The organism is Halopseudomonas sp. T1L2 (assembly GCF_055397385.1).
In genome coordinates, this window is the sequence record NZ_AP040865.1 from 3,074,507 (window position 1) to 3,090,840 (window position 16,334).

General features: G+C 60.3%; 16 protein-coding genes. 6 read left to right on the forward strand and 10 right to left on the reverse strand.

Annotated elements, in window-relative coordinates:
* Position 1 precedes the first annotated feature (1 nt).
* The 6 genes from ACZ5WQ_RS14590 to ACZ5WQ_RS14615 form a co-directional block, all read right to left on the reverse strand.
* Positions 2-1,273: an ATP-binding protein gene (locus ACZ5WQ_RS14590; protein WP_464382552.1), complete on the reverse strand. Its 1,272-nt coding sequence runs from the start codon at positions 1,271-1,273 to the stop codon at positions 2-4.
* An 84-nt stretch (positions 1,274-1,357) separates the two neighbouring features.
* Entirely contained in the window at positions 1,358-2,008 is a 651-nt protein-coding gene (locus ACZ5WQ_RS14595) for a hypothetical protein (RefSeq protein ID WP_464382553.1), read from the reverse strand.
* Complete coding sequence (locus ACZ5WQ_RS14600; protein WP_464382554.1) at positions 2,001-2,435, reverse strand: hypothetical protein; 435 nt, start codon at positions 2,433-2,435, stop codon at positions 2,001-2,003. Before ACZ5WQ_RS14600 ends, ACZ5WQ_RS14595 begins: the two co-directional genes overlap by 8 nt.
* Positions 2,436-3,168: 733 nt before the next feature.
* Complete coding sequence (locus ACZ5WQ_RS14605; protein ID WP_464382555.1) at positions 3,169-4,110, reverse strand: 5-oxoprolinase subunit C family protein; 942 nt, start codon at positions 4,108-4,110, stop codon at positions 3,169-3,171.
* Positions 4,107-4,805, reverse strand: coding sequence for a 5-oxoprolinase subunit PxpB (gene pxpB, locus ACZ5WQ_RS14610; RefSeq protein ID WP_464382556.1), 699 nt, complete (start codon positions 4,803-4,805; stop codon positions 4,107-4,109). Before pxpB ends, ACZ5WQ_RS14605 begins: the two co-directional genes overlap by 4 nt.
* Entirely contained in the window at positions 4,802-5,545 is a 744-nt protein-coding gene (locus ACZ5WQ_RS14615) for a 5-oxoprolinase subunit PxpA (RefSeq protein ID WP_464382557.1), read from the reverse strand. Before ACZ5WQ_RS14615 ends, pxpB begins: the two co-directional genes overlap by 4 nt.
* Before the next feature lie 143 nt (positions 5,546-5,688).
* Between ACZ5WQ_RS14615 and ACZ5WQ_RS14620 the strand changes: the two genes are divergently transcribed.
* Positions 5,689-6,381, forward strand: coding sequence for a type 1 glutamine amidotransferase domain-containing protein (locus tag ACZ5WQ_RS14620; protein ID WP_228245577.1), 693 nt, complete (start codon positions 5,689-5,691; stop codon positions 6,379-6,381).
* Between the two features lie 130 nt (positions 6,382-6,511).
* Here the strand turns inward: ACZ5WQ_RS14620 and ACZ5WQ_RS14625 are convergent, their stop codons facing one another.
* From ACZ5WQ_RS14625 to ACZ5WQ_RS14635, 3 genes are read right to left on the reverse strand one after another with little or no spacing between them, the layout of a single operon-like run.
* On the reverse strand, positions 6,512-6,943 hold the full coding sequence (locus ACZ5WQ_RS14625) for a PaaI family thioesterase (RefSeq protein ID WP_464382558.1): 432 nt from the start codon (positions 6,941-6,943) through the stop codon (positions 6,512-6,514).
* 19 nt (positions 6,944-6,962) lie between these two features.
* Positions 6,963-7,844: an alpha/beta hydrolase family protein gene (locus tag ACZ5WQ_RS14630; RefSeq protein WP_464382559.1), complete on the reverse strand. Its 882-nt coding sequence runs from the start codon at positions 7,842-7,844 to the stop codon at positions 6,963-6,965.
* Entirely contained in the window at positions 7,834-8,427 is a 594-nt protein-coding gene (locus tag ACZ5WQ_RS14635; RefSeq protein ID WP_464382560.1) for a TetR/AcrR family transcriptional regulator, read from the reverse strand. Before ACZ5WQ_RS14635 ends, ACZ5WQ_RS14630 begins: the two co-directional genes overlap by 11 nt.
* A 228-nt stretch (positions 8,428-8,655) precedes the next feature.
* Between ACZ5WQ_RS14635 and ACZ5WQ_RS14640 the strand changes: the two genes are divergently transcribed.
* The 4 genes from ACZ5WQ_RS14640 (at position 8,656) to ACZ5WQ_RS14655 (ending at position 14,788) form a co-directional block, all read left to right on the forward strand.
* The gene (locus ACZ5WQ_RS14640; RefSeq protein WP_269688276.1) at positions 8,656-9,786 is read left to right on the forward strand and encodes a thiolase family protein; all 1,131 of its coding nucleotides are present in this window, start codon (positions 8,656-8,658) and stop codon (positions 9,784-9,786) included.
* Positions 9,787-9,975: 189 nt separating this feature from the next.
* Complete coding sequence (locus tag ACZ5WQ_RS14645; RefSeq protein WP_228245582.1) at positions 9,976-11,088, forward strand: efflux RND transporter periplasmic adaptor subunit; 1,113 nt, start codon at positions 9,976-9,978, stop codon at positions 11,086-11,088.
* A gap of 1 nt (position 11,089) precedes the next feature.
* Positions 11,090-14,191, forward strand: a complete 3,102-nt coding sequence (locus ACZ5WQ_RS14650) for an efflux RND transporter permease subunit (RefSeq protein WP_464382561.1) — start codon at positions 11,090-11,092, stop codon at positions 14,189-14,191.
* A 33-nt stretch (positions 14,192-14,224) separates the two neighbouring features.
* A complete protein-coding gene (locus ACZ5WQ_RS14655; protein WP_464382562.1) occupies positions 14,225-14,788 on the forward strand; it encodes a TetR/AcrR family transcriptional regulator in 564 nt (187 codons plus the stop codon).
* Positions 14,789-15,159: 371 nt separating this feature from the next.
* On the opposite strand, the gene ACZ5WQ_RS14660 is transcribed toward ACZ5WQ_RS14655, so the two are convergent.
* Positions 15,160-15,660 carry an HPP family protein gene (locus ACZ5WQ_RS14660; RefSeq protein WP_269688273.1) on the reverse strand — a complete coding sequence of 167 codons (501 nt, stop codon included), beginning with the start codon at positions 15,658-15,660 and terminating at the stop codon, positions 15,160-15,162.
* An 87-nt stretch (positions 15,661-15,747) separates the two neighbouring features.
* On the opposite strand from ACZ5WQ_RS14660, the gene ACZ5WQ_RS14665 reads away from it, so the two are divergent.
* Positions 15,748-16,302: a TetR/AcrR family transcriptional regulator gene (locus tag ACZ5WQ_RS14665; protein ID WP_269688272.1), complete on the forward strand. Its 555-nt coding sequence runs from the start codon at positions 15,748-15,750 to the stop codon at positions 16,300-16,302.
* Positions 16,303-16,334: the final 32 nt, after the last annotated feature.

Here is a 16,334-nt window from a genome sequence, read left to right on the forward strand (position 1 = left end):
CTTAAACGAAATGGTCTCCATGAAACCCGGTGTGATTCAGTCTGATTAAAAATGGGTGTCCTCCAAAATCCTCCTTTAATTTAGCTGCAATTAGGCTGTCAAACCTCAAGCCCACATAGCTTCCTAGTTTACACACCATTTCTGAAACTTGGTTAACATCAAAAAGAGGTACATACTGACTAGGCATCGAGGCATATATAGGATTGTCATGATCTTTTATGTGTGGTGTTTCTATGCAGCCCGGATTAGTGCCAACCAACATATAGCAGAACACCTCTGGGTGTTTTTGATAAAAACCTCTAAGTGTTTGCCAAAAATATACAAAGTCCTCTTCTTCGCTCCAGTGAGGTGATGATGCTGTATTTGGTGTTATTCTTTCAATTTCATCAAAGATAAATAATGTGCCATGTCTTTTTTTAGACTGATAAATCTTTAAAATATCTTCTTCAAAACTGTCTGCAGCGTTCTTTTCATTATAGCGGCCCTCTGTCGTAATTTTTAATCTCGACTCCTTTTCCTTGTGATAAAGTTTAACTAGCTTCTCTAAAAGCTCATTCCATCTAAGTAGATGTATGGAGGGGCTTTCACAGTCTATGGAAACGACTTGATCATTATGAGCAGAAAGTTTCCTCTCTAACGCATAGACTATTGATGTTTTACCGCTTTTTCTCAAGCCGAACAGGCTAGTATGCTCGCCAGAGCGATATCTATTAACTATCTCAGTGATTAAAGGGTTTCGACCGAAGAAATAGAGATCTCGCTTTAATGGTGATAGAAAGGAAAAAAGATCACGAGAATAAAAATGCTTCCTGAATTTGTTTTCCAAAATATTTACTGCATCACCATGAATTAGTTCTTCATAAGAGGCGGGTATTATTATTTGGTTCTCAGGGTCAGACTTAAGTAATCTTTCGACTTTTTCTTCTACATTTACAGCTCTAGAAAATAGAACCCCGCACATGCTTTCTGCACGAAGCTTAGGAAGCCTTCTATATACCTCATCGAAAAAATCAAGTGAACGCGGCTCAAAGTTCTCATAGTCACTCAGAACACAAACAATCTCACGTTCAATATTAAACATTTCAGAGGTGCGTTGGGACGGCTTCATCAAAAAATAGTTATATTTTGATTGTGCAATATATATCTCTTCACCCGAATTAGTCATATACCAATCCTGTGAAAGCTTCTCCAATATACGCCTTTCTTCTCCATTAAATCTGGATAAGTTGAACTGCCTGTGAAAGCCTGGATTGGTAATAGTTTTATCGATCATAATTAACTTCGCTAATCATGTGGTTTTGAATAATTGCTAACGTCGTATTCGGCGGCTTGTCCGCTGCAATGCTTTGTTAGCCTTTCAGTCGAAATCAATTTTATTTTCCTTTCTATGGTGCTCTTCATGTGGCTCAGGATTTACGACTTCGATATTGTCTAAATTTAATGCCAAATCGGGATTGTCGGCTCTTCTTTCTTTATGGTGAGCATGAGCATTGGGTTGTAACGGTGCTCCTGAATGCTCGCATGCCGTAACATTGTCTCGAGCTATTTTTTGCTGCTTTAACGACCGCTGCCCACTTCTAATCTTACTTTCATTGAGCGCACGCGCCCTTTGTGATTCACTATTATCACGAAGCGCAATTAGGCAGCGTTCGTTTTCCTTCATCTGCTCTACTTTTTTAGCGTCAAACGGTTTCTCAATTCTCTCATCTAACTCTCGTTTCAAAGCTGGGACTCTTACATATCGTTCATCTCCAACCTTAAATTTATCCGCATCTGGAAGCCTGTTGTAAAATTTCTTTGCCCCTACAGAGTCGGTACACAAAGTATGCTGTAAGCCTCTTGCATTTAGAGCAGTTTTCCCTTCACTGTCACGGACACCGTGTTGTTGAATTATGCTTCGTGTTTTCTCGGCATAATCTTTTCCAACAAATTCGGATGGAGCAGGGAAATTTAGAGGTGTAGACGACAAGGAGTGTATAACGATTTGATTATTTTCATCATCACACATCATTATCACCAAAAGCGTTTTCTTCGGTTAAATCTTCATATATCTCATTGAGTTTATGGAATGCATTTCTTGCTTCGTCGCAATCCGCCAAGTCGGCGCGAATGATTTGTGCAATTTTCTTATACCAACGTTTTGCATCTTTAGGGTTGGCATATATTTTATCGTTTATGCCTAGCAGCTTTTCGCGTTTCTCCCCGTCATGCTCGAGAAGATAATATATGTACTCCATTCTTTTGCTTAAAAAATATCCCTGACGAAAAGGTAGCCAATTTTTTTGTAGATATGTAACCAAGTCAAACAGCTCTTCATAAGAAGCTGCTGAAACTTTCAAGGGAGATATTTTTTCGTTAATATCCTGAGATATCCTATCGATAGCACCTAATTTTTTTAGGTCTTCAATAGATTTTACTTGTGCAATAGCTTTCACATCACGACCTTTAATTTTTAAAATGGTTATATATTGCCTTGGATTTAGCACTGTTCCGCGATGTATGGCTAACAGTGATTAGATCGCGCTAACTTTAATACGCTGCATAGCGCCGGACGCGGCGGCCTTATATTCTCTTATATTTCAAAGTATTAGCAGCCTCCTCGCGCTGGTGCCGAACGTTGAGCCGCGCGAGACTTAATATTCCACTGGTCGACGACGAAGGCTTGCACGCAGGCGAGGGGGCTGTTGGGTATTCGAGGTGAACTGAGCCGAGTTTATGTAGCATCCATGCCTCCTGACGGGGCCGCGAGAAGTGCGGTAATTCGATAGTGCTACTACAAGACGCGTTTGCCAACCCTGAATACGGCTAAAGACTAGATCAAGTAGCGCGGCATTGCTGAGCAACTGCGGACGTGGCGACTGCACGGACCCCAGTCCCGTTTACGCGGGCGAGTAGCGCAGGGCTGACGGGAAAAAGAGTCATAGGATGTCTGAGGAGCGAAGCGACGAGTTTTATGACTCCCCGTCAGCCTGAGCAACGCAGCGAACCCGAAGGGCCGCGTAGTCGGGTGCCCCGGGGGATTGCTAAGGGGGGCCGGGCAAGCGGCCCCCTTTGGCTCGCCGGAGAAGGCGAAAGACAATCCAGAAAGCCGCGCAGCAATAGTTCGATGCCGCAAGCATTGGACGCGGAGCGTCCTGACAGGCATTCCCACGCGGAGCGTGGGAACGATCAGGGTGGGGTGTGCTGCCCCTGCGTCGCCAACGCCGTTATCGCCGCAAGTAACTCCCTCCTCGCGGCCTCCTGACTCACCACCCGGAACCTTACCTTCTGCCCCGGCGCACATTGCGCCAACCGCGCCAGCGACAGCGGCGTTACCGCGCCCAACCGGGGATAGCCGCCGATGGTCTGGCGGTCGTTCATCAGGATGATTGGTTGGCCGTCTGGCGGCACCTGGACGGCGCCGAGGGGGATGCCTTCGGAGATCAGGGCCTGGCCCTGGTAGCGCAGCACGGGGCCGGTGAGGCGCATGCCCATGCGGTCGGCGCGTTGGTCGAGGGTCCAGTTTTGGTTGAAGGCGGCGAACAGGCTGACACCGGCGAAGGCGGCGATTTGCGCACCGGGGATCAGGTCGAGCACGACTTCATTGCCCGGATACCAGAGCGCGTCTGCCGGAAGGGTGCGCGGTTCGGCGTTGCTGGCCTTGCCCTGCAGGCGGTCGCCGTTGTGCAGGCCGCGGCCGTTGCCGTGCAAACCGCCAAGCTGTTCGCGCATGACGGTGGCGACGGCGCCCATCACCGGGTCTGCCGCAAAGCCGCCGGGGGTGGCGAGGTAGGCGCGTACGCCGCGTCTGGGGTTGTTGAACTGCAGGGTCTGGCCGTGGCGTAGCTGGAATGCCTGACCGGGTGCCAGTGGTAGATCGTCGAGTTTCGCATCCAGGTCAGCGCCGGTGAGTGCCAGCCAGCCGCTGGTTTGTGCGCGCAGTTGCAGGCCGCCAAGGGGGATTTCGATCACGGGGGCATCGGCGGCGTTGCCAAGCAGCCAGTTGGCCTGCTGCATGGCGACCCAGTCCAGCGCGCCGCCCTGGGTGATGCCCAGATGGCGCACGCCAAAGCGGCCGCCGTCTTGCAGTTGGGCAAAGCCGAGGCTGTGTTCGACCAGCAGTTCGATCACGCGCTGGCCTCCATCACGGTGTCGTCGCCGCCCAGGCGGATAAATTCAGCGTGGTCGATGGACACAAAGCGCACCCGGTCGCCGGGTTGCAGCAGGCTGCCGCGCTCGGCACTGAACAGGGTCAGCGGGCAGCGGCCAATCAGGTTCCAGCCGCCGGGTGAGGTCAGGGGGTAGATGGCGGTTTGCCGTTCGGCGATGCCGACGCTGCCCTTGGGCACGCGCTGGCGCGGGGTGGCGAGGCGGGCCGAGGCGAGCGCTTCGTCTACCAGCCCCATGTAGGCAAACCCGGGTGCGAAGCCGAGGGTGAACACCGGGTAGTCGCGGCTGCAATGCTGCTCGATCACCTGCTCGGGGGTGAGCCCGGCGCGTTGGGCGATGCTGGTCAGTTCGGGGCCGACGCTCTCGTGATACCAGACCGGGAGGGCGTGCAGGGTGCCGGTCTCATTCGCCAGCGGCTGCAGGTTGTGAAGGCTGCGTTGAATCAGCGCGATGGTGCTCGTTTCGCTCAGGGCGTGCAGGTCGTAGTGCAGCAGCAAGGTGGTGTAGGACGGCACCAGATCGATCAGCTGCGCGCCGAAGGCTTGGCGCAGCCTTTCGGCGGCGGCCATCAGCCAGGGCATGTTGGCTTCGTCGATCTGATCAAACAGCCGCACCATCAGGCTGTCGATGGCCGCGCTTTCGATACGCAGGTTCACAGCGCGTCCAGTGCGGCGCGGATACGGGCGACCACGGCGACCGACTCGGCGTTGTCGCCGTGTACGCAGAGGCTGTCTGCGCGCAGGGTTAGCTGGCTGCCGTCGCTGGCGGTGATCGGCTCGCCGCGGGCGAAGGCTAGCGCCTGGGCCAGGATGCGCTCCGGGTCGTGGTGCACGGCGCTCGGCTGGTTGCGTGGCAGCAGGTAGCCGTCCGGGTCATAGCCGCGGTCGGCGAAGGCTTCAAACAGCAGGCCGATGCCCTGCTCGGCGGCCAGCCGCTCGGCCTCGCTGTTGTCGCGGCGGGCCAGCAGCATCAGCGGCAGTTGCGGGTTAAAGCGGGAGACGGCGCGCATCACCGCAGTGAGCAGCGCGGGTTGTTTCATCATGTCGTTGTAGAGCGCGCCGTGGGGTTTGACGTAGCTGAGGCTGGCCCCTTCGGCGCGGCAGATGCCGTCGAGCGCGCCGAGTTGATAGAGCAGCAGGTCTTCCACTTCCTGCGCGGAGCAGGCCATCGAGCGGCGGCCAAAGCCGACCAGATCCGGGTAGGCCGGATGCGCGCCGATGCGCACGCCGTGCTGCACCGCCAGCGCGACGGTGCGGCGCATGGTGGACGGGTCGGAGGCGTGAAAGCCGCAGGCGATGTTGGCGCTGTGCACATGCGGCATCACGGCCTCGTCCATGCCCATGGTCCAGGCGCCGAAGCTTTCGCCCATGTCGCAGTTGAGTTGTAGCGGCTGCATGGTTGCTGGTTGTCCTGTGCTGTCACCGGCGCGGCGAGACTGAACCATTTGCGTCGATTGCTGCCGGATTTACTGTGTATTCATGCTGTCTGGCGCGCGTTCGCGTCACAGCCGTTGGTTCATCGATTGTAGAGAGGAGCGATATGAAGATTCTCATGGTTCTCACCTCACACGACAAGCTTGGCGATACCGGCCATAAAACCGGCTTCTGGTTGGAGGAGTTTGCCGCGCCCTATTACGTGCTGCGCGACGCCGGTGCCGAAATCACCCTGGCCTCGCCCAAGGGCGGCCAGCCTCCGCTGGACCCCAAGAGCGCCGAGCCGGACGCGCAGACCGAGGCGACCAAGCGGTTTGACGCCGACAGCGCCGCCCAGGCGCAGCTGGCACAGACGGTGAAACTGAGTGAGGTGTCGGCAGACGACTTCGATGCGGTGTTCTATCCCGGCGGCCACGGCCCGCTGTGGGATTTGCACAACAATCCGGATTCGGTGGCGCTGCTCAATGCCTTTTCCCGCGCAGGCAAGCCCATCGGCGCGGTGTGTCATGCGCCGGTGGTGCTGCTCAACGCCCGGGCGGCGGATGGCGAACCACTGGTTGGCGGCAAGCGGGTAACCGGCTTCTCGAATGCGGAGGAGGACGCGGTAGGCCTGAGCGATGTGGTGCCCCTGCTGCTGGAAGACGCGTTGAAGGACAAGGGCGGCGTCTACAGCAAAGGTGAAGACTGGGGCGAGTATGTGCTGGTCGATGGCCTGCTGGTCACCGGCCAGAACCCGGCGTCATCGGAGAAGGCGGCGCGTGAGCTGCTGACGCTGTTGAAGGTGTTGCCGGGGGTGTGAGGTGCTCCCGCTCGACCAGCGGACGTGGGTGCATAGCGGTGGCCGAGTTGGAACTCGGCCTTCCCGGAGTCCACCATTCTTGAGGCTTGAGGCTTGAGGCTTGAGGCTTGAGGCTTGAGGCTTCCAGCTTCTAGCTGAGAATCATATTGGTCGCCGTGGCGTACGCATACAGCGAGCCGCTTTCGTCGCGCAGATACCCTTCGCTGATGATCAGCCGGCGGGTCTTGTTGATGACCTTGCCTTCGGCGATCAGCGTTTTGTTGAAGGGCACGGGTTTGCACATCTTCACGTTGAGTTCGATGGTGCCGTAGCCTTCGCCCGCGCCCAGGGTGGTGTGCGCGGAGCAGCCGGTGACCGAGTCCATCACGGTCGCAGCAAAGCCGCCGTGCACGCCGCCGAGCGGGTTGGTGTGGGTTTCGTCGGCGGTGGCTTCAAACACCACGCGGCCCTCTTCGGCCAGCTTGACCTGCATCGGAATGGTCTTGGCAATGGGCGCAATCGGGAGGTGACCGGCTGCGGCGGCCTGCATGATCTGCAGGCCGGTCATGTCTTTCGGGTTCATTGCGTGTTCCTTGAGTCGATCAGGCCGCAGCGGCAGCCTGGGGTTGGCTGGCGAACCAGTCCAGCGCATCGCGCCAGAGCGGTTCGGCGTAGGGGCGGAAGTAACCCATGTGGCCCAGCGGCTTGAGGCCGAGGGCCTTGGGGTCGATATCCCTTGGTTGATACGCGGCGCCGCTGAAGGCGCTCATAAAGGCGTCGCGCGACTCCGGGCCGGCCCACAGGTCGTCGAGCGAGACGGCGCCGACAATCGGCGTGCGCACGGCGGCAAAGTGCTCGTTCAGCCAGGCCATCTTCGGGTCATCGAAGAAGTAGCGCGGGAAGCGGCACCAGTGTTTCCAGTCGCGGTACACGCCCTTGGGCAGATCTTCACCGAGGCCCAGCCAGTTCCACGCCTGATAGCCCTTGATGGCGACGATCAGCGGCAGCACCAGATTCCACATGAACTGCACCTTGCGGCGCTCACCCTTGGGCATCCAGCCGTGCCAGCCGGCACCGGTGCCGAAGGTGTAGACGGCGTCGATGGCATCGCGGTTGGGCAGCAGGCCGAAGGCGTGACCGCCGAACGAGTGGCCGACCAGATACAGCGGCAGATCCTGCTGGTCGAGATAGTCGACGCCGGCGGCGAGGTCCTTGTCGGCCCAGTCCAGATAATCCATCTCGAAGCCCTTGAGGCTGGCCGGAGCCGAAGCGCCGATACCGCGGTAGTCCAGCGTCAGAGTGGTGAAGCCGTTACTCGCGGCAAACTCGGCAAAGCGCCGGTAGAAGCCCTGCGGCACACCGGTGGCGCTGCCGACCAAAATCTGCCCGCGTGGTTCGCTGGCCGGGTACAGGGTGGCGGCGAGCTGGTAGCCGTCGGCGGCGGTCAGGGTCAGGCCTTGCGGGGCGAGCGATTCAGTGGCCATTGGCAAACTCCTTTTGTTGCAGGCGAACGTGACTGAGCAGGGCGCGAAACGAACGCTCGATCGGGTCGGTACTGCCGGCAGCGCGGGCCATCATCAGACCGCCCTCGTAGCTGGTCAGCACCAGCACGGCGAGGTCGGCGGCGGCCTCGGCGGGGAAGCCGGCGCGGCTGATCTGTCGGGTCAGCAGGTCGCTCAGATTGTTGAACGCGCCGTTGAGCGCCAACAGCAGGTCGGTGTCCTCGGGCGAGCAGTCGAGCGCGGCGGCGGCCAGCGGACAGCCGAGCTTGAAGCTGCTGGCGGCGATACGCTGCAGCGCGCTGTCGATCCAGGCGGCAAGTGCCTCAAGCGGGTCATCGAAGCGGGCAAACATCTGCTCCAGAAACCGCGTCATCTCCTGCTCGGCGTTGGCAATGGCAGCCAGCGCCAACTCTTCCTTGCCGCCGGGAAAGTGGTAATACAGGCTGCCCTTCGGCAAACCTGCGGTTTTCAGGATCTCGTTCAGGCCAACGCCGTGCAGCCCCTTGCTTTGCAAGGCGCTCTGCATGGTTTTGACGAGGATGTGGCGGCTATCTTCTTTACTCATGGCGCTAGTTATAGACCGATCGGTCTATGGAGTAAAGCGTGATGTACGGCCAGGCGACAAGCGTTTAGCTCTCATGCCGGTCACGGCATGTCGTGACCCTGCGCAAGACGTGTGGGCGCGCGGTGACCTCTGCTACTTTAAATTATGATTGACATTTAAATGTGTCCATTTAAATTATGACTGTAATTCAAAAGGCGTCAGCGCCCTCTTACCCCAAGGAGCAATGCCATGACCTCCATCGTTATCGCCGGTTATCTGCGTTCCCCATTCCAGTTCGCCCGCAAGGGTGGGCTGATCAATCTGCGCCCGGATGATCTGGCCGCACAGGTGCTGCGTGGCCTGGTGGAAAAGCTCGATCTGGACCCTGCCCTGCTGGAAGACGTGATCATGGGGTGCGCCTACCCCGAGGGTGAACAGGGCACCAATGTCGCGCGTATTGCCAGCTTCCGTGCCGGCTTCCCCGAGACCCTGGGTGGCGTGACGGTGAACCGTTTCTGCGGCTCGTCGATGACCGCGATCCACTTTGCCGCCGGGCAACTGCTGCTCGGCGCCGGTGAGGCCTATATCGCTGCCGGGGTCGAGTCGATGACCCGGGTGCCGATGGGCGGCTTTACCCCCTCACCCAATCCGACCCTGCTGCAGGAATTTCCCGAGGTCTATATGGCGATGGGGCATACCGCCGAGGAAGTGGCGCGGCGCTTTGATGTGAGCCGCGAGGACCAGGATGCGCTGGCGGTGCTGTCGCACAGCAAGGCCGCCAAGGCGCGTGACGAGGGCTTGCTGGCCGATGAGATCGTGCCGGTTACGACGCCGGACGGGGTGGTCAGCGAAGATGGCTGCATCCGTCCGGGGACCAGCATGGAGGCGTTGGCTGGCCTGAAACCGGCCTTTGGCGGGGTTGTCACCGCCGGTACATCCTCGCCGCTGACCGACGGCAGCGCCGCGGTGCTGGTCTGCACCGAAGACTTTGCCCGGCGCCACAATCTGCCGATGCTGGCGCGCATCAAGGCCACCGCAGTGGGTGGCTGCGCACCTGAGATCATGGGCATGGGGCCGGTCGAGGCGACGCGTAAAGTACTTGCCCGCGGCGGTCTGACAATCAATGATGTCGACCTGATGGAAATCAACGAGGCGTTTTCCAGCCAGTCACTGGCTTGCCTGCGGGAACTGGGCATGCCGCTGGAACGCGTCAACCTGGACGGCGGCGCACTGGCGCTGGGGCATCCGCTGGGTGCGACCGGTGCGCGCATCACCGGCAAGGCGGCGGCGCTGCTCAAGCGCACGGGCGGCCGTTACGCTGTGGCCACCCAGTGCATTGCCGGTGGTCAGGGGGTGGCGACGCTGCTGGAAGCCATCTGACAGGCAGTTGAAAAGCTGGCTGCGTTGCCTGCGCGGTGTTGGAAGCACTCTCAAAATGCTCATTTACTATTTGTAAACTGCGCTTTTTCGACCGCTTCCGCCTAGCGCAGGCTGCCTCGCCGACGCTTTTAAACGCCTGTCTGAATTCAGATAACAACAGGGCCGGTAGCTGGCCCGCAGGGAGAACACATGAGGTCCGCAGCCAAACTGGTCGTGCTGGTAGGAATTCTGGGTGGATTGCTCGGATGCCGCGAGGAAGCGGCACCCGTTGCCGATAACAGCGAGGCTCCGGCGCGGCTGGTGCTGTCGATGGAGGTCCACCCGGTTACCCGCGATGGTGCCCTGTTTACCGGCGTTGTTGCTGCCCGCACCGAAAGCGAGCTGGGTTTCCGCGTCGCCGGTGAGGTGATCGAGCGGCGTGTCGATCCCGGCGACCGGGTCAAGCGCGGGGATGTGCTGCTGGTGCTGGATGTGGACGATTTCGAGCTGGCCCTGCGCGCGGCCCGGCAGCGCGTGCGTTCGGCCGAGGCGTCGGTGCGCCAGCTGCAGAACGACGAGCAGCGTTATCGCCAGCTGGCAGATAACGGCGCCGTCTCCCGCCAGGCCTACGATCAACTGGCAACCGAACTGCGCGTCGCCGAAGCCAATCTGGCCTCGGCCCGCGCCGACGCCGCCCAGGTGGAAAACCGCCGCGGCTATTCCACCCTGACCGCCGACGCCGATGGGGTGATTACCGAGGTGCTGGCAGATCAGGGTCAGGTGGTGGCTGCCGGTCAGGTGGTCGCCCAGCTGGCCCATAGCGGCGCCCGCGAGGCAGTGATCAGCATTCCGGAAACCCAGCGGGCGCTGGCCGACAGCCCGGCCCAGGCGTTTCTGTTCGGGCAACCCGATACTCCCATTGGCGCGACCCTGCGTGAACTGTCGGCGGTGGCTGATCCGGTCACCCGCACCTACCGCGCGCGCTATGTGCTTGATACCACGGGCGAGCCGCTGCCGATTGGCTCGACCGTGAGCATCCGCCTGCAGGACAGCCAGAGCACGCCGCAGCTGCAGGTGCCGCTCGGCGCGCTGCTGGATCAGGGTGCTGGCACCGGCGTCTGGGTCATCGACGCGGATAACCGGGTGCGTTTTACCCCGGTTGAGGTTGCGCGACTCGGACAGGAGTTCGCCGTGATCAGCGGTGGTCTTGAGGATGGTCAGCGGGTGGTGGCGCTGGGCGCGCACCTGCTGCATGAGGGGGATGCGGTGAAGCCGTTGCCGGAGGGCCAGCTGGCCGGGACCGAAACCGCGCGGAGCCTCTGACATGAGCCGTTTCAATCTGTCTGCGCTGGCGGTCCGCAACCCCGCCGTCACGTTGTTTCTGATCATCGCCGTGCTGCTGTCCGGGGCCTTTGCCTTCAGCAAGCTGGGCCGGGCTGAAGACCCTTCGTTTACCGTCAAGGTGATGACCATCACCGCCGTCTGGCCGGGTGCGACGGCCTGGGAAATGCAGGAGCAGGTCGCTGACCGGCTGGAAAAGCGGCTGCAGGAGCTGGACTACTACGACCGGGTGGAGACCACCGCGCAGCCGGGTTTCGTGTCGATGAAGGTGCAGTTTCTCAATTCCACCCCGCCGGCGCTGGTGCCCGAACTGTTTTACCAGACGCGCAAGAAGCTGAGCGATGAAGCCAGCAAGCTGCCCGATGGCGTCGCCGGCCCGTTCTTCAACGATGAATATAACGACGTTTACTTCGCGCTCTACGCGCTGGAGGCCGGGCAACTGCCACACCGCCAGCTGGTGCAGCTGGCCGAGCGCATGCGTCAGGACTTTCTGCAGCTGCCGGGGGTGAAGAAGGTCAACATCCTCGGAGAACAGGCGCAACGCATTTACGTCGAGTTCTCCTATCAGCGGCTGGCAACCCTGGGGCTGACGCCGGAGCAGATCTTTACCGCCCTGGCGCGGCAGAACGCAGTGGCGCCGTCCGGCTCGGTGGAAACCGCCGGGCCGCGGGCCTATATCCGTCTTGATGGCGCGTTCGACAGTCTGGAGCAGATCGAAAACGTACCGGTAGTCGCCAACGGCCGGGTCTTGCGCATCGCTGATGTGGCCGAGGTGCGGCAGGGCTATGAAGATCCGCCGAGCTATCGCATTCGCCATCAGGGTGAGTCGGCATTGATGCTCGGCGTGATCATGGAGAAGCACTTCAACGGGCTGGACCTCGACAGTGCGCTGCAGGCGCACGAGGCGCAGGTCCGGCAGAATCTGCCGCTGGGCATCGAGTTCACCAAGGTCTCGGACCAGGCCAGCAAGATCCGCAAGGCGGTAGACGAGTTCATGCTCAAGTTCTTCGTCGCGCTTGCTGTGGTGATGCTGGTCAGCCTGGTGGCGCTGGGCTTTCGGGTCGGGCTGGTGGTGGCCGCAGCGGTACCGCTGACACTGGCGGTGGTGTTTGTGGTGATGATGATGACCGGCCGCGAGTTCGATCGCATCACCCTCGGCGCGCTGATCCTGTCGCTCGGGCTGCTGGTGGACGATGCCATTATCGCCATCGAAATGATGGTGGTGAAGCTGGAAGAAGGCATGGACCGGCTGAGCGCCGCTACCTACGCCTGGTCGTCCACCGCCGCGCCGATGCTGACCGGCACGCTGGTCACCATCATCGGTTTTCTGCCGGTGGGTTTCGCCCGCTCCGGTGCCGGAGAATACGCCGGCAACATTTTCTGGATCGTCGGTTTTGCGCTGATTGCCTCCTGGGTCGTGGCCGTGGTGTTCACGCCGTATCTCGGGGTGAAGATGCTGCCGAACATTGCCGCCAAGCCAGGTGGCCATGATGCCCTTTATGATGGCCCGGTCTATCAGCGCCTGCGCGGCGCCGTGCTGTTCTGCGTGCGTCAGCGCTGGCTGGTGACCGCTCTTGTGCTGGCGGCTTTCGTGCTCTGCGTGATGGGCATGAAGCTGGTCAACAAGCAGTTCTTTCCGAACTCCGACCGCTCGGAGGTCATCGTCGAGGTCTACATGCCGCCGGGCACTGCGTTCAAGAACACCGAGGCGGTGGTGGAGCGGGTCGAGCGGGCGATCATGGCCGAGCCGCAGACCCTGATGGTCGACTCCTACGTGGGCGGCGGCGCACCGCGCTTCTTCCTGTCGCTCAACCCGGAGCTGCCCGATGCCGCCTTTGCCAAGCTGATCGTGCAGACGCCTGACGCCGGCACCCGTGATGCGCTGATTGCGCGCCTGCGTGAGCGGGTCAGCGCCGGGGAATTCCCGGAGGCGCGGGTGCGGGTCACCCAGCTGGTGTTCGGGCCGCCGGTGCCGTTCCCGGTGGTATTCCGCGTCAGCGGGCCTGAGCTGGGGCCACTGCGTGCCATTGCCGAGCAGGTTCGCGAGCGGGTTGAGGCCAATCCGCTGACCCGCGACACCTTTATCGACTGGGGTGAGAAGGCCAGCAGCTACCGGCTGGTGCTGGATCAGGACCGCCTGCGCCTGCTCGGCTTTACCCCGGCCCAGGTCAAGTCGCAGCTCAACGCGCTGCTCTCGGGTAACCCGATCACCGAGGTGCGCGAGGGCACGCGCACGGTGTCGGTGGTGGTGCGCGCGGTCGAGACGCAGCGCCAGAATCTGGACAGCATCGATGATCTGACCATCACCAATGACGCCGGTCAGGCGATTGCGCTGCGCCAGGTCGGGCAGTTCGAGCCGGTCATGGAGGACCCGATCCTGCGCCGCCGTGACCGCGAGCTGACCTTCGAGGTGCGCGCCGATATCGTTGCCGGGACCCAGCCGCCGGATGCAGCGATGGCCGCCTACCGGGATCTGGGCGATATCGTCGAGAACCTGCCGGCCGGTTATCACATCGTCATCGGCGGGCCGGTGGAGGAAAGCGCGATTGCCAACAAGGCACTGGCGGTGCTGTTCCCGATCATGATTCTGCTGATGCTGGTAGTGATCATGTTCCAGGTCCGTTCGTTCGGGCTGATGTTCATGGTCTTCGCTACCGCGCCCCTGGGCTTGATCGGGGCAGTGCCGGCGTTGCTGGTGTTCAACCAGCCGTTCGGTTTCAACGCGATTCTGGCGCTGATCGGCATTGGCGGCATTCTGATGCGTAATACGCTGATCTTTACCGACCAGATCCAGCAGAACCAGCACGCGGGCATGGCGATTCGCGAGGCGATCATCGAAGCCACGGTGCGCCGGGCGCGGCCGGTGGTGCTGACCGCGCTGGCGGCGGCGCTGGCCTTTGTGCCGCTGACCCTGTCGGTGTTCTGGTCGTCGCTGGCCTTTGTGCTGATTGGCGGGGTCACCATGGGGACCTTGCTGACGTTGCTGTTCCTGCCGGCGCTCTGTGCGCTGGTATTGGAGCGCAAGGCCGCACGTTCGTCGGCTCAGGTGGAATCGACAGAGGCAGTTGCCGGGCAATCGATGTAAGATGATGACCGGCATTCAATAACCGGAGGCGTTATGCGCTATTCAGAAGACCACAAGGCCAGAACCCACCAGCTGATTCTCGACGAGGCGGCGCGCCGCTTCCGCCGTGATGGCGTCGGCGCGACCGGCCTGCAACCGTTGATGAAGGCGCTCGGCCTGACCCACGGTGGTTTCTATGCGCATTTCAAATCCAAGGATGAACTGGTCGAAAAGGCCCTGCGCCACGCGGTCGACAACCTGAAGACCTCGCTGGCCATGCACACCGGGCCGGACGTGCCGCTGTCTGCGCTGCTGGATACCTATCTGTCCGAAGGCCACCGGGCCAACCCCGATCAGGGTTGCCCGTTGCCGACCATCTCCGCCGAACTGGGCCAGCGCGGTCAGCAGAGCGAGATCACCGACGAGGTGGTGCAGGACCGGCTGGCTAACATCGCCGGCAAGCTGGACGGCGACGACAGCCGCGCGCAGGCCATGCTGGTGCTTTCCGCGATGGTCGGCGCCCTGATGCTGTCACGTAGCGTCAAGGATGAAGCCCTGTCTGCCGAGCTGCTGAGCAGCACTCGCGAGCAGTTGAAAGCGCTGACTGAGTCGGCTTGATTCGTAGGTGCTAAATGAAAAGCCCCGCTGGGAACAGCGGGGCTTTTTGTACTGGGCGTTCTAGTGTCCATCATTCCGGTCTTGTGCTGTTGCTGACTCTGCCTTTCGCCTTTTCCGGCGAGCCAAGGGGGGCTGCTTGCCCAGCCCCCCTTAGCAATCCCCCGGGGCACCCGGCTACGCGGCCCTTCGGGTTCGCTGCGTTGCTCGATTTATCGGGGAGCCACAAAACTCGGCTCTTCGAGCCTCAGACATCCTGTGGCTCTTTTTCCCGATAAATCTGCGCTACTCGCCCGCGTAAACGGGACGAACCCCGGGTGCACACTCCACCATCTGGGCGCTCGGCAGACTGCCTTTGCTTAATGGTTGATTATTCACAGCCAATACTTCGGATAACTCCGCGGGCTACGCAGATTATTGACCGCCCAGGCGGTCAGCACGATCACCAGTGACCCCACCAGCACCGGAGACACCAGATAGCTCAGCGGCGCGTGAGCCATGATCACCACCAGCGGGTCAGCGCCGGCTGGCGCATGCACGGTGCGGGTGACCTGCATGGCCGCCAGTGCCAGCGCAACACCGACCGCGCAGGCCAGCCAGCTGTCGCCGAGTAAGGTGACTACCGCCAGACCGACCGCGGTCGCCACCAGATGGCCGCCGACAATGGCGCGCGGCTGCGCCAGCGGCGAATCCGGTACGCCAAACGCCAGCACACAGCTGGCCCCGAATGGCGCCATCAACCACGGAATGCCGGATAGCACGCTCAGCCCGCCAGTAATGGCAATCGCGATGAGGGCGCCAAGCGACGACAGCAGAACGAATTTCAGCGGCGGCGCGGGCGGGGCATCAGAGTGCAGCAAGCGGCGGATTGACATGGGGACATCCTGACAAAGAGTGAAAGGGAAGCGATTTCGGGCTAGTATACCGATCAGTATCTTTCAGTCAACCGATCGGTATACTTAATGGACATAGCCCAACATATCGTTGCCTCCTCGCTGCAGTTGTTTTACCGCAATGGTTTTCATGCGACCGGGGTTGAGCTGCTCAGCCGGGAGGCAGGTGTCACCAAGAAGACCCTGTATCGGCATTATCCGAGCAAGGACGTGCTGATCGATGCGGCCCTGGCACTGCGCCATGAGCAGTTCATGACCCGGATGCGCACGTTCGTTGAGCGGGCAGACGCTGCACAGCGGCCGCTGGCCTATATCGATTTCATTGCCAACTGGGTTCAGGAAGACGACTTCTGCGGCTGCGCGTTTATCAACGCAACGGCAGAATTCGCGCAGTCCGACAGTGCTCCGCATCAGCAGGCAGCACGCCACAAGGGTGAAATTCAGGCGTACCTGCTGAGTCTGTGCGCCAGCGCCGGCGCGCAACAGCCAGAGGTGGTGTCTACCCAGTTGTTTCTGATTGGTGAGGGGCTGATTGTCGGCAGTCAGGTGCAGCAGGCACAGCGCGTTGCCCTGGTTGATGGTGCACAGGCTGCCGCGCAGGTTATCTGGTCGGCGAGCCAGTGACCTGATTGGCGCTGCAGCGAGTCTGCGGCTCG

Bases quoted from the DNA above. Each gene is read 5' to 3' on its own strand.
- ACZ5WQ_RS14590 (WP_464382552.1), bottom strand. From the start codon at position 1,273: ATGATCGATAAAACTATTACCAATCCAGGCTTTCACAGGCAGTTCAAC.
- ACZ5WQ_RS14595 (WP_464382553.1), bottom strand. From the start codon at position 2,008: ATGTGTGATGATGAAAATAATCAAATCGTTATACACTCCTTGTCGTCT.
- ACZ5WQ_RS14615 (WP_464382557.1), bottom strand. From the start codon at position 5,545: ATGCAGCCGCTACAACTCAACTGCGACATGGGCGAAAGCTTCGGCGCC.
- ACZ5WQ_RS14620 (WP_228245577.1), top strand. From the start codon at position 5,689: ATGAAGATTCTCATGGTTCTCACCTCACACGACAAGCTTGGCGATACC.
- ACZ5WQ_RS14625 (WP_464382558.1), bottom strand. From the start codon at position 6,943: ATGAACCCGAAAGACATGACCGGCCTGCAGATCATGCAGGCCGCCGCA.
- ACZ5WQ_RS14630 (WP_464382559.1), bottom strand. From the start codon at position 7,844: ATGGCCACTGAATCGCTCGCCCCGCAAGGCCTGACCCTGACCGCCGCC.
- ACZ5WQ_RS14635 (WP_464382560.1), bottom strand. From the start codon at position 8,427: ATGAGTAAAGAAGATAGCCGCCACATCCTCGTCAAAACCATGCAGAGC.
- ACZ5WQ_RS14640 (WP_269688276.1), top strand. From the start codon at position 8,656: ATGACCTCCATCGTTATCGCCGGTTATCTGCGTTCCCCATTCCAGTTC.
- ACZ5WQ_RS14645 (WP_228245582.1), top strand. From the start codon at position 9,976: ATGAGGTCCGCAGCCAAACTGGTCGTGCTGGTAGGAATTCTGGGTGGA.
- ACZ5WQ_RS14650 (WP_464382561.1), top strand. From the start codon at position 11,090: ATGAGCCGTTTCAATCTGTCTGCGCTGGCGGTCCGCAACCCCGCCGTC.
- ACZ5WQ_RS14655 (WP_464382562.1), top strand. From the start codon at position 14,225: ATGCGCTATTCAGAAGACCACAAGGCCAGAACCCACCAGCTGATTCTC.
- ACZ5WQ_RS14660 (WP_269688273.1), bottom strand. From the start codon at position 15,660: ATGTCAATCCGCCGCTTGCTGCACTCTGATGCCCCGCCCGCGCCGCCG.
- ACZ5WQ_RS14665 (WP_269688272.1), top strand. From the start codon at position 15,748: ATGGACATAGCCCAACATATCGTTGCCTCCTCGCTGCAGTTGTTTTAC.